The 12,499-nt window shown below is 62.8% G+C and carries 11 protein-coding genes; 8 read left to right on the forward strand and 3 right to left on the reverse strand.

Annotated features, from left to right (window positions below; translation table 11 throughout):
• Nucleotides 1-1,420, reverse strand: a 1,420-nt coding sequence (locus EN906_RS08650) for a sugar ABC transporter ATP-binding protein (RefSeq protein ID WP_164777134.1), incomplete at its 3' end; no start/stop codon positions are given.
• An 83-nt stretch (nucleotides 1,421-1,503) separates the two neighbouring features.
• Nucleotides 1,504-2,631, reverse strand: coding sequence for a sugar ABC transporter substrate-binding protein (locus EN906_RS08655; RefSeq protein WP_127273122.1), 1,128 nt, complete (start codon nucleotides 2,629-2,631; stop codon nucleotides 1,504-1,506).
• 219 nt (nucleotides 2,632-2,850) lie between these two features.
• On the opposite strand from EN906_RS08655, the gene EN906_RS08660 reads away from it, so the two are divergent.
• The 8 genes from EN906_RS08660 to EN906_RS08700 all read left to right on the forward strand — a co-directional run bounded on the left by EN906_RS08660 (nucleotide 2,851) and on the right by EN906_RS08700 (nucleotide 12,131).
• Nucleotides 2,851-3,525: a GntR family transcriptional regulator gene (locus EN906_RS08660; protein ID WP_013533053.1), complete on the forward strand. Its 675-nt coding sequence runs from the start codon at nucleotides 2,851-2,853 to the stop codon at nucleotides 3,523-3,525.
• A gap of 283 nt (nucleotides 3,526-3,808) precedes the next feature.
• Nucleotides 3,809-4,636, forward strand: coding sequence for a phosphogluconate dehydrogenase C-terminal domain-containing protein (locus tag EN906_RS08670; RefSeq protein ID WP_127269048.1), 828 nt, complete (start codon nucleotides 3,809-3,811; stop codon nucleotides 4,634-4,636).
• Nucleotides 4,637-4,964: 328 nt separating this feature from the next.
• The gene (locus tag EN906_RS08675) at nucleotides 4,965-5,906 is read left to right on the forward strand and encodes a D-ribose ABC transporter substrate-binding protein (protein ID WP_127269049.1); all 942 of its coding nucleotides are present in this window, start codon (nucleotides 4,965-4,967) and stop codon (nucleotides 5,904-5,906) included.
• A gap of 95 nt (nucleotides 5,907-6,001) precedes the next feature.
• Entirely contained in the window at nucleotides 6,002-6,646 is a 645-nt protein-coding gene (locus EN906_RS08680; protein ID WP_127269050.1) for a DUF2291 family protein, read from the forward strand.
• Nucleotides 6,643-8,199 carry a sugar ABC transporter ATP-binding protein gene (locus EN906_RS08685; protein ID WP_127269784.1) on the forward strand — a complete coding sequence of 519 codons (1,557 nt, stop codon included), beginning with the start codon at nucleotides 6,643-6,645 and terminating at the stop codon, nucleotides 8,197-8,199. The genes EN906_RS08680 and EN906_RS08685 overlap by 4 nt, the downstream gene beginning before the upstream one ends.
• Nucleotides 8,192-9,256, forward strand: coding sequence for an ABC transporter permease (locus tag EN906_RS08690; protein WP_027036223.1), 1,065 nt, complete (start codon nucleotides 8,192-8,194; stop codon nucleotides 9,254-9,256). Before EN906_RS08685 ends, EN906_RS08690 begins: the two co-directional genes overlap by 8 nt.
• A gap of 2 nt (nucleotides 9,257-9,258) precedes the next feature.
• A complete protein-coding gene (locus tag EN906_RS08695; RefSeq protein WP_127268638.1) occupies nucleotides 9,259-10,293 on the forward strand; it encodes a Gfo/Idh/MocA family oxidoreductase in 1,035 nt (344 codons plus the stop codon).
• Nucleotides 10,290-12,131, forward strand: coding sequence for a hypothetical protein (locus EN906_RS08700; RefSeq protein WP_127268637.1), 1,842 nt, complete (start codon nucleotides 10,290-10,292; stop codon nucleotides 12,129-12,131). The genes EN906_RS08695 and EN906_RS08700 overlap by 4 nt, the downstream gene beginning before the upstream one ends.
• 2 nt (nucleotides 12,132-12,133) lie before the next feature.
• Here EN906_RS08700 and EN906_RS08705 read toward each other — a convergent pair.
• The coding region (locus tag EN906_RS08705; protein ID WP_127375138.1) for an FCD domain-containing protein at nucleotides 12,134-12,499 on the reverse strand (366 nt) is incomplete at its 5' end.

Below are 12,499 nucleotides of genomic sequence, written 5' to 3' on the forward strand. Positions count from 1 at the left end.
GGTCGCATTGGTGGACGAGTTCGGGAATCTCGGTCGAGTGCAGCAGGATCGAACCGCCCGAAGCCACGTAGTTTCGCATCATCACATAAAGCTCGTGCTTGGTGCCGACGTCGATGCCTCGGGTGGGATCGAACAACAGAAGGATGCGGCTCTGCGCCACCAGCCATTTGGCGATGGCGATTTTTTGCTGGTTGCCCCCGGAAAACGCACCGGCCCGCGTCCAAAGCGCGCGGCGGTCGACCTCGACAGTGTCGAATGCCGCCTCGACGGAGCGGGTCTCAGCCTGCGCGTCGACAAGGCCTAGCCGTGTGAAGCGCGATATCACCGGCAGGGTGGCGTTCTGGCTGCCCGACAGCTTCAGGAACAGGCCTTCGGATTTGCGGTCTTCCGGCACCAGGCCGATGGCCATGTTGGGGCGCAAGGCATCGGCCGGCGAACCGAGCCAGACCTTGCGGCCGTCGACGAGGATGTGGCCGCGCTCGATCTCGGCCATGCCAAAGCAGGCCAGGAACAGGTCCTGCTGGCCCATGCCCTGCAACCCGGCGACGCCGAGGATTTCGCCCTTGCGCAGATCGAAGCCGGCGCCGTCGAGCTTGCGCCCGACCTTTAGGTCGCGCACGCCCAGAACCGGCGGCCCGAAAGCCTGGGCGCTGTCCGGCTTGGGCGGGAAGGTCTGCTCGATGCTGCGGCCGATGATCTTTTCGATGACGTCGCCATCCGAGACATCGGCAACCGGCGCGGTGACGATGTGGCGGCCGTTTCTCAGGATCGTCAGCGTGTCGCAAAAGGCGCGGACCTCGCGCATGCGGTGCGTGATGAAGACGATGGTGGTACCCGCCGCCTTCAGCCCGGCGATGATGTCGCCCAGCCAGTCAACATCGCGGCCGGCGAGCGTCGAGGTCGGTTCGTCGAGCAAAAGGATGCGCGGCTTGCGGTAGACGGCACGCGCGATCTCGATCTTCTGGCGCACCGAAAGCTCGAGCTCACTCACCTCGGCGTCGAGATCGACGGAAAAACCGAGATCCTCGATATGGCGGCGGACGGCCTTGCGGGCGGCACCGCGGCGGATCAGGCCGGAGATGCCGACCGGGGCGTAAGGCAGCATCATGTTGTCGAGGACGGAGAGGTCGCGCACCAAGGTCATCTCCTGGAATGCTGTCTGCATGCCCAGCGCATGTGCTGCGCGCGGCGCGCCGTAAGCGATCTCCTTGCCGAAGACACGGACATGGCCTTGGCTCGGCCGGACCAGTCCGGACAGCAGCTTCACCAGTGTCGACTTGCCCGCTCCGTTTTCACCGAGCAGGGCATGGACGCTGCCGGGCGCGATCGCAAACGACACGCCGTCCAGCGCAACGGTCGGTCCGAACGCCTTGCTGATGCCGTCGATCTCGATGGCGGGGAGCTCGGAATGTTCTGTCATTGTCCTCGATCGCCAGGCTTGGCATGGGCTGACGATGCACGGACAGAAAATGTCCGCGCATCGTCAAGATCGCCTTGGGAGGCTTATTCTTCCGGTTGTCCGACGAGGGCAGCCGCGAGGCCGACCTCGGGTGTCTGGTCCGAGAAGATCGAGGCAAACCAGCCCGGGTTGGAGACCAGCGACGGCTTGAAGGCGTTGCAGCCGGCCTTCATCTCCGCCCATGTGCCTTCGTCGCACAGCTTGATCGTCTCGTTGGTGACGACCGGCAGCGGCAGGATGGTGGTCTTAGGCACGTCCTTGCCTTCGATCGCCTCGACGGCAAGCTTCAGCGCCAGCGCACCCGAATAAGGCGGCGAGGCGTAGGAAATGCGTTGTGCGCCGGCCGGCGCGTAGGGCGCGGCCGCGCCTTCGACTTCGGTGCCCTCCGGCAGCATCTGGATGCGGCCGCCATTGGAACCTTCGCCGGCGCAAGGCAGGAGTTCGCTGGTCTTCTTGCCAGCCTCGAGCTGCATCGAGTTGGCGGTGAAGCAGCCGACCTGCATCCACAGCCCGTTGATGTCGTCCCAATTGCGGGTGGCCAGGATTTTCGAGAGCTCGGTGCGGGCGACCGCCTGGCTCCACATGCCGACAGCCTCGCCGACGATCTTGATATCAGGATATTTGGCGAAGACTTCCTTGGCGGCTTTTGTCCGCTGATCGTCGACGGATGTTCCCGGGACACCCGTGATGGCGATGATGTTGCCCTTGCCGTTGAGCTTCTTGACCAGCCATTCGGCGGTCACCCTGCCGGCTTCCAGCTGGTCGATGTGGACGTTGTAGGCACAAGGCTCGGTGATCTCGGCGTCGTAGGCAAAGACCTTCACGCCCTTGTCGCAGGCATTCTTGACGACCTGGTTGAGCGCGGTCGGGGAAATCGGATACACGACGATCGCCTCGGCGCCGCTTTGCACCATCGCGTTGATCTGCTGAATCTGGCGTTGCGCGTTGGGGCCAGCGACCTGGACCTGCAGGTCGACCTTGTCGGCCAGGCTCTTGTGGGCGGCCATGGCCTTGACCATGTTGGCCGCCTCCGCCTGCCAATCATTGCCGATGTAGCTCATGCTGAGAAAGATCTTGTGCTTCTCGGCTGCCTGCGCGGCGGACAGGCCGAAGGCGCATGCAGCCATCCCAGCCAGCAGCGCGAGCCGCCGGACTTTCGATCCGATACCCATGTGAAACTCCTCCCAAACAGAACGACCGAATGCCTCCCAAGGGCACAAAACGTAACCCTTGCCATTCGATGCCAGCGACCGTAACATCGTTTGATCAAATATCAATGATGAAATCGTTTATATCAAAACGGGCTATGTCGGCCGCTTGACGTGGCACCACGAACCTTGCATTCCCAGACAAGCAATAGTGTCGCCCTTGGGCGGGAAGGTTGACCGGAGATGGCTGGATCGGCGTTCAGGAAGCCTGGTGTCGAGATCATTCCACTGTCCAAGGAAACTCTGCAGGACCGGGTCTACAATCAGGTCACCGAACTGATCCTCGACGGCAGCATCGTACCGGGCGAGATGGTCACGGTTCAGAGCCTCGCCGACGCCTTTGGCGTCAGCCCGATGCCGGTCAGGGAAGCGCTGCGGCGCCTGACGGCAGCCAACGCGCTCACTGTGGTATCCGGACGCTCCATTGGTATTCCGGCGCTCAGCCGCGAGCGGCTCACCGATTTGCGCAATGTACGTTTTGAGATAGAGGCCATCGCCGCCGGCTGGGCCTCACAGAACCGGAGTGATGCGGATCTTGCGATTTTCGCGCGCGATCTGGACTCACTGGAACGCGCGAATGGCGCGGACGACGTAAAGGCCTATCTCAGGGCGAATTATACCTTCCACTTCGCAATCTACCGAGCAGCGGGATCCGAAACCCTGCTCAAGATCATCAAGGATCTATGGCTGCAGATCAGCCCCTATTTCAATATGCTGCATGGGTCCTACTCGACCGCGAACACATACCATCAACAGATGTTTGCGGCCCTGCGCGACCGGGACGAGCAGGCAGTTCAGGCGGCGGTTCGTGGCGATATCGATGCGGCTTTCGACATGCTGGTCGATCTTTTGAAGTAGCGCCCGGCCCGACCTCCGACCCCTATCACATGCCTCCTATTTCTGGGGATGGCAGAGCAGCGCTCATGCGCACTCAGCGGGCAAGCGCGGGCTTCTTCTGGTGATCTAGAGATCATATCCCGAGCGCGCCATCCATGATTCTCGTGCTACCGGCGGCAGCCGATGACGCGGCGAACGCATCGCATGGTCATTATCGCATTGCCAAAATCTGGTAGCGTGATTATACCAGTTGATCAGTTGACGACGCGCGATGCCGTCGCCGAAGAACAGGAGTGGTGACCAGATGACAACGATTGCGCTGTTCGGGGCTGGCGGGAAAATGGGCTACCGCCTGTCGACCAATTTTCGCGGGTCGCCCTACACGATACGCCATGTCGAGGTCAGCGATGCCGGCCGCGAACGGCTGAAGACCGGACTGGGTTTCGATACGGTCAGTGCCGACGAGGCGCTCAAGGACGCGGATGTGGTGATCCTGGCCGTTCCCGACACGCATATCGGCAAGGTAGCGGCCAGCATCGAGAGCAAGCTGGCGCCAGGCACGATGGTGGTGGTGCTCGACGCGGCGGCACCTTTCGCCGGCCATCTGCCGAAGCGGCCTGACCTCACCTATTTCGTCACTCACCCCTGCCATCCGCCGATCTTCAATGACGAGACCGACATGGCAGCCAAGAAGGACTATTTCGGCGGCGTGAAGGCCAAGCAGCACATGGTCAGCGCCCTGATGCAGGGCCCGGAAGAGGACTACGCCAAGGGCGAGGCGATCGCGAAGATCATATGGGCGCCGGTGATGCGTTCGCACCGCGTCAGCGTCGAACAGATGGCGCTGCTCGAGCCTGGCCTTTCGGAGACGGTGTGCGCCTCGTTGCTGGTGGTCATGAAAGAAGCCGTCGACGAGGTCGTGGCGCGCGGCGTCGACCAGCAGGCGGCACTCGACTTCCTGCTCGGCCATATGAACGTGCTCGGCGCCGTCATTTTCGGCGAGACCAAGGGCGTTTTCTCCGACGCATGCAACAAGGCGATCGAGTTCGGCAAGCCGGTGCTGATGCGTGACGACTGGAAGCGCGTGTTCGAACCGGAAGAGATCGCCGCCAGCATTCAGCGGATCACCTGAGAGAAGACAGGTGCTTGACGCAGCACCTCGAAGGCCCGGCATGCCATTGCCGATCCTCGGTTTTGGTAGCTCATCAGGTACATGTCACCTGAATTTGTGGTTGACTCATCATACCAGTTGGCTTAGCTGTTCATGGCTCGGATCGACAAGGTTTCGCAGGGAGCACGATGCCTGGGCAAGTGGAGGATGGCTGGGGAGCAACGATCCGTCCTGGGTAAGCCGGCAACGGTTTTCGACCCAAGCGATCCGCGGCCCGCGCTGCCTGACGAATTCGGATGCAGACAAAGCCATTGGCCGATCAAGGCAATTTTTCAAACGGGAGGACTTCATGAAACTCACACGCAGAATGACGCTTGCGGCTTTCGCCGGCATGCTGGCGCTTGGCACGGCAGTGCCCGCCTATGCGGCGGATCTCATCGCCATTATCACGCCCTCACACGACAATCCGTTCTTCAAGGCGGAAGCCGTCGGCGCGGAAGCCAAGGCCAAGGAACTCGGCTATGAGGCGCTGGTGCTGGTCCATGACGACGACGCCAACAAGCAGTCCGAGCTGATCGACACCGCGATCGGCCGCGGTGCCAAGGCGATCATCCTCGACAATGCAGGCGCGGACGCCACCGTCGCCGCCGTGCAGAAGGCCAAGGATGCGGGCATTCCGTCCTTCCTGATCGACCGCGAGATCAACGCCACCGGCGTGGCCGTGGCGCAGATCGTCTCCAACAACTACCAGGGCGCCCAGCTCGGCGCGCAGGAATTCGTCAAGCTGATGGGCGAGAAGGGCAATTTCGTCGAACTGGTCGGCAAGGAATCCGACACCAATGCCGGCATTCGTTCCAAGGGTTATCACGACGTCATCGATGACTATCCGGACCTGAAGATGGTTGCCCAGCAGTCGGCCAACTGGAGCCAGACGGAAGCCTATTCCAAGATGGAATCGATCCTGCAGGCCAACCCCGACATCAAGGGCGTGATCTCCGGCAACGATACGATGGCGATGGGCGCCTATGCGGCACTTGCCGCGGCGAACCGCAAGGACGTCATCGTCGTCGGCTTCGACGGATCGAACGACGTACGGGACTCCATCGCGTCGGGCGGTATCAAGGCAACCGTGCTGCAGCCGGCCTTCGCGCAGGCGCAGATGGCGGTCGAGCAGGCCAACGACTTCATCAAGAACAAGAAGTCGCCGGCCAAGGAAAAGCAGTTGATGGACTGCGTTCTGATCAATGGCGACAATGCCGCCAAGCTGGAGACCTTCGCGCTGACGAACTGAGCCAGCGTGATTTCAATAGCGAGGGGCGAACATCGGTTTTCGCCCCTCGCCGCCATTTTCCGTGGGCCGCCCACGATGCTGAACGACAGGCCGCCATGCTGAACACCAAGCCGAACTGGCCGACCCTTACCGTAATGGTCGGCATCAGCCTGACCGCCTGCAAGATCCTGCCTACGAAATCGGAAGCCGGAGACAACGCTCCCGCCTTCAATCCAGACAAGATGGTCGAAGAGACATGGGCGGCAAAGGTCGTGCCCTATCTCCAGCAGAAAGCCGGACCGTTTGCGCAGGTTCACACCCTGGCGACAACCGATCCATCGGCTGCCGGCGCCAAATACGGCAATCCGAACAAGCAGGCGAATTCGCCTTGGACTTTCGCGGTTCGCCTGGAAGGCAAGATCGTCACGGCCAACACGCAGTCGCGGGCAGCAACCGTCGACGTCGATATCGACGGCGACGGCAAAGCCGATGCACGAGTGCAGATCGGACCGGCGGTGCGCGGTACCGCGCTGCGCGACAGCCTGGACTTCATCCAGTTCAACGACTTCACCAACCAGATCGACTTCGCCCAGTTCGGCAAGGCGTTCAACGCTTATGCCGACAAGACGGTGCTCTCCAAGCTGCCACGCGATGCGCTGGAAGGCCGCAGCGCCAAGGTGCTCGGCGCCTATACGCTGGGGAGCGGCCAGGACCTGCCGCTGGTGACGCCGGCGGAGGCAGAGATCGGGCCGAAACCATGAGCGCGACAGCTGAGCGCGAAATCATCCTGAAGCTCGAGGACGTCTCCAAGGTCTATTCCGGCACCGTTGCGGTCAAGCGCGCCAATTTCGAGGTGCGCAAGGGCGCGGTCAACGTGCTGGTCGGTGAAAACGGCGCCGGCAAGTCGACGCTGATGAAGATCATCGCCGGTGTCGAACGGCCGACCGCCGGCCGCATCCTGCTGGAAGGTGAAGAGGTTTCCTTCTCCTCGTCCGCGGACGCGGTGAACCGCGGCATCGGCATGGTGTTCCAGGAGCTGAACCTGTTCGGCAATATGTGCGTCGCCGAGAATATTTTCGCCACCCGGGAGATCACCAACCGCTTCGGCAAGATCGACCGCGAGCAACAGGAAAACCGCGCTGCGGAATTTCTGGAACGCCTGCAAGCCGGCATACGGCCAGACATGCTGGTTGAGGATCTGCGCATCGGTCAGCAGCAGCTGGTCGAGATCGCCAAGGCGGTCTCGCTCGACGCGCGCATCCTGATCATGGACGAGCCGACCTCGGCGCTGAGCGCTGCGGAAGTCGAGATCCTGTTCAAGGTGATCGCCGACCTCAAGGCACGCGGCGTGGCGATCGTTTATATCTCGCACCGGCTCGAAGAGCTGATCCGCATCGGCGACTACATCACCGTGCTGCGTGACGGCCGCATCACCGGCCAGGAAGAGATGAAGAACGTCGACACGCAATGGATCGTTCGCCAGATGATCGGCTCCGACGCCAAGGACTTCGCCAAGGCCGACGGCCATCTTCCGGGAGAAGAGATTTTTCGTGCCGAGGAGATCTGCCTGCCCCGCGCCACCGGCGGACTTGCCGTCGACCATGTCTCGTTGTCGCTGCGTGCCGGCGAGATCCTCGGCATTTACGGCCTGATGGGCGCCGGGCGCAGCGAGCTGTTCGACTGCATCATGGGCCGTCACGGCCATTCGACGGGCGAGATCTTCATTGGCGGTATAAAGGTCAAGGAGCGCGATACGACGCGGCGCATCCGGCGTGGCCTGGCATTGATCCCCGAAGACCGTCAGCGCGAAGGGCTGGTCTCGATCCTCTCGGTCGCCAGCAATTTGACGCTGGCCAGCCTGTTGCGATTTGCCCGCCTGTTCCATATCCGTGGCGCCGACGAAAGGCAGGCGGTGACGCAGATGGTGCGGGAGCTGGCGATCAAGGTCGCCGACCCTGCGCAGGAGGTGTCGTCGCTGTCGGGCGGCAACCAGCAGAAAGTGGTGATCGGCAAGGCGCTGCTCACCGAACCCAAGGTGCTGCTGATGGACGAGCCCAGCCGAGGCATCGATGTCGGCGCCAAGGCCGACGTCTTCCGCACCATGCGCAAACTGTCCCGCGACGGTTTGGGGATTTTGTTCGCCACCTCCGACCTCGACGAGGTGATGGCGCTGTCCGACCGCATCGCGGTGATGAGCAACGGAAAACTGACCGGCATGTTCGATCGCGCCGAAGCGACGGAGGCGGCACTCGTGGCTGCATCCGCGCTTGGCCACGGACCGACCCCACGCACGGAGAGCACCGCCCATGACTGACATCCCAGCCAAAGCGGCCGCTCCCTCCACTTCCAGCGGCTCGGTGCTGCTGACCGTGATGAAGCTTCGGACGTTCATCGCGCTGATCGCCGTGCTGATCTTCTTCTCGATCGCGGCGCCGAATTTCCTATCGACCGCCAATCTGATCCTGATGTCGAAGCACGTGGCGCTGAACGCATTCCTGGCGATGGGCATGACCTTCGTCATCATCACTGGCGGCATCGACCTTTCGGTCGGCTCGATCGTCGGCCTGTGCGGTATGGTGGCCGGCTATCTCGTGCTCAACGGCATCGACCTGCAGATCGGCTACACCATCTATTTCAACGTCTTCGAGATCGCGCTGATCACACTGGCCGTCGGCATATTGATCGGCGCCGTCAACGGATTGCTGATCACCAGGCTGAACGTTGCACCGTTCATCGCCACGCTCGGCGTCCTCTACGTCGCGCGCGGCCTGGCGCTGCTGTCGTCGGATGGCCGCACCTTCCCCAACCTGGTCGGCAAACCGGAACTTGGCACCACCGGCTTCGGTTTCCTCGGTGCCGGCCGGCTGCTCGGCCTGCCGGTGGCGATCTGGATCCTGATCGTCGTTGCACTGGGAGCCGCCTATCTCGCCAAATACACGCCGCTTGGCCGCCACATCTTCGCCGTCGGCGGCAATGAACGGGCGTCGCGGATTTCAGGCGTCCGTGTCAACATGGTGAAGATGTTCGTCTATATGTTCTCCGGTTTCTGCGCGGCGATCGTCGGCCTGATCATCTCGTCCGAGCTGATGGCCTCGCATCCGGCGACAGGCGAAAGTTTCGAGCTCAACGCCATTGCGGCGGCGGTGCTCGGCGGCACCTCGATGTCGGGCGGGCGCGGCACGATCGGCGGCACCATCGTCGGCGCCTTCGTCATCGGTATTCTTTCGGACGGATTGGTGATGATGGGTGTGAGTTCGTTCTGGCAAATGGTGATCAAGGGCCTCGTCATCATCGTTGCCGTCGTCGTCGACCAGGCGCAGCGCCGGCTGCAAAGTCGGGTGACGCTGATGCAGATGGCAAAGGCAGGCTGAGCATGGCGGAGTTGCGAGGAGCGCTGATCGGCTGCGGCTTCTTTGCCGTCAACCAGATGCATGCCTGGCGCGACATAGCGGGCGCCTCGATCGTCGCCATCTGCGACCGTGACCCGGAACGGTTGCGGATCGTCGGCGACCAATTCGGCATTGCGAAGCGCTATACCGATGCGGGGGAACTTTTTGCCGGCGAAAACCTCGACTTCGTCGATATCGCCACCAGCGCGCCCAGCCATCGTCCGCTTGTCGAAATGGCGGCACAGCACCGCGTGCCGGTGATCTGCCAAAAGCCGTTCGCGCCGACGCTCGCCGATGCCAAGGCGATGGTCGGGGCATGCGCGGAAGCCGGCGTGCCGCTGATGGTGCATGAGAATTTTCGCTGGCAGTCGCCGATCCAGGCGGTGCGCGCCGTGCTCGACAGCGGCGAGATCGGTATGCCCTTCTTCGGTCGCATCTCCTTCCGCTCCGCCTATGACGTGTTTTCCGGCCAGCCCTATCTGGCGACGGGAAGGCGCTTCATCATCGAGGATCTCGGCATCCACATCCTCGACATCGCCCGCTTCCTGCTCGGCGATGTGTCCACGATCACGACGCGGACGGTGCGCATCAACCCCGGCATATCGGGCGAGGACGTCGCGACGATGCTGATGGATCACAACAGCGGTGCTACCTCGGTGGTCGACTGCAGCTACGCGACGAAGCTCGCCACGGAGCCGTTTCCCGAGACGCTGATCGAGATCGACGGCAGCGACGGCACGATCCGGCTGGCGCAGGGATATCGGCTGACCGTCACCGGCAAGAGCGGCACGGCCGTCACCGACGTTTCGCCGCCGCTGCTGCCGTGGGCGTCGCGGCCTTGGCACAACATCCAGGAAAGCGTCGTCGCCATCCAGCAGCACTGGGTCGATTGCCTGGCAAAGGGCGTACAACCGGCGACCTCGGGTGCGGACAATCTCAAGACGTTCGCGCTGGTCGAGGCCGCCTATGCTGGGGCCGCGAGCCGGCAACCGGTGCAACTCGACGCCTCGCTGAAATGACCGCCGACGCCTTCCTGCTCTACGGCACGCGTACGGTCGAGGTCGAGCCGGTCAGGCTCAGCGCGGGCGCGCTCAGCGCGGACTTCGTCAATGGCAATCTGCGCACCATTCAGCATGGCGGCACCGAAGTGCTACGCGCCGTCGCCTATATCGTGCGTGACCGCGACTGGGGCACCTATGAGCCAAATTTGACGGACCTGATCATCGACCAGGCTGCCGACGCTTTTTCGGTCAGCTATTCGGCAAGCTGCCTGGCCCCCGATGGAACCCGGCTCGGCTTCCGCGCCACCATCAAAGGCTCCGCCGATGGCCGTCTGGTCTTCGAGGTCAGCGCCCTTCCCGAGAGCGATTTCGAAACCAACCGCTGCGGCTTCTGCATCCTTCACCCGATCGCCGACCTCGCCGGCAGCCCGGTCAAGGTCGAGCATACGGACGGCAGCGTGGAGGCGACAAAGCTTCCCGAACTGATAGACCCCTGGCAGCCTTTCAAGGATATCCGCGCCATCACCCATCAGGTTCGGCCTGGCGTCACCGCCGAATGCCGGATGGAAAGCGATACTTTCGAAATGGAGGACCAGCGCAACTGGTCGGACGCCTCCTACAAGACCTATGTGCGACCGCTGGCGCTGCCCTGGCCCTATGTGCTGCCTGCCGGCCAAACCCTGCGCCAGACGATCAGCCTGCGCATCGCAGGTGAAGGCAAAGCGCCGGCTGCCGCCGTGGCCAGCGAACCGGTCCGCGTCGAACTCGGCGAAGCCGGGCCAACGCTGCCGGATGTCGGCGTGGTCATCTATCCCGAAGATGTCGAGACGGCACTGGCGAACCTCTCCACGCTGACGACACTCGGCCCACAACAGCTGCTGTTTCACTACGATCCGACGCGCGGCCACGGGCTCGACGCCTTGCGCGCTTTCGCCCGGCTCGCAAATGCCCACGCTGCCGCAACGACCCTCGAATGCGTCGTTGTGTGCGCCGGCGATCTTGACGCCGAGATGTCAGGTGTCGCCGACCTGGTGCGCCAGGCCGGGCTAAAACTCTCGGCCATTGCCGTGTCGCCTTCGGTCGACCGGCAGTCGACACCGCCGGGCAGCACGTGGCCGGACTGTCCGCCGCTCGAGGATGTTTACGCGGCCGCGCGGCGCGCCTTTCCGGATATCCGCCTCGGCGGCGGCATGTTCAGCTACTTCACCGAACTCAACCGCAAGCGCGTGCCGGCGGACCAGCTCGATTTCATCACCCATTGTACTTGCCCGATCGTGCATGCCGCCGACGATCTCAGCATCATGCAATCGCTGGAGGCGCTGCCTTTCATCACCCAATCGGCGCGGGCGATGATCTTCGGGGCAAAGCCCTATCGGATCGGCCCGTCGACGATTGCCATGCGCCAGAACCCCTATGGCAGCGCGACCAAACCCAATGCCGGGGGACAGCGCGTTGCCATGGCCGCCAGCGATCCTCGCCACACCGGTCAGTTCGCTGCTGCATGGACGATCGGATATGCCGCGCGCGTCGCGCCCGCTGGACTGGAACAGCTCACGCTCTCCAGCTTCACCGGACCGTTCGGCGTGCTGGCGTCATCCGGAGAACCCGTCGCGGAAGGATCGCGCCGGCCGATCTTCGGGGCCATCAAGGGGCTTTGCGAGCTGGCCGGCCTTGCGCATGTGTCGGCAAGGACGAGCGATGAAACCAAGGTGCTGGCGCTGGCCGGGCGCTCCGCCTCGGGCAAGACAATCGCGTGGCTGGCGAACCTGACGGCGGAAGACGTGCAGGTCGACATTTCAGCTTTTGACCGAGGCCAGGTCGTGATGACGCCTTACGCGATCACCCGGCTCGGCTGAAGTTACTTTTCGGAATTCATCACATAGAGCGCGCGCGAGCGTTCGAGATGCTTGATCATCGCCTTCTCGGCGCCATCGGCATCCTTCTTCTCGATGCGGCCGATGATCTCTTCGTGCTCGGTCAGCGTGAACTTTTCCTTGCCGGTCCAGATCAGCATTTCGGTGTGGTATTCCTTCAGCCAGCCCAGCATCGCCTCGCTGACGGCAACATAGATCGGGTTACCGGAGATCGCGGCGATCTGCGTATGGAATTTCATGTCGGCGGAGATGAAGGCTTCGGAATCGCCGCGAAAGCCGCGCTGTTCGGCAACGGTGGCCCTGAGCCGCAGCACATCCTCGGCGGTGGCCTTTTCGGCGGCTTCCCTGAC

The sequence above is a fragment of the Mesorhizobium sp. M7A.F.Ca.CA.004.06.1.1 genome (genome assembly GCF_003999135.1).
Taxonomy (GTDB): domain Bacteria; phylum Pseudomonadota; class Alphaproteobacteria; order Rhizobiales; family Rhizobiaceae; genus Mesorhizobium.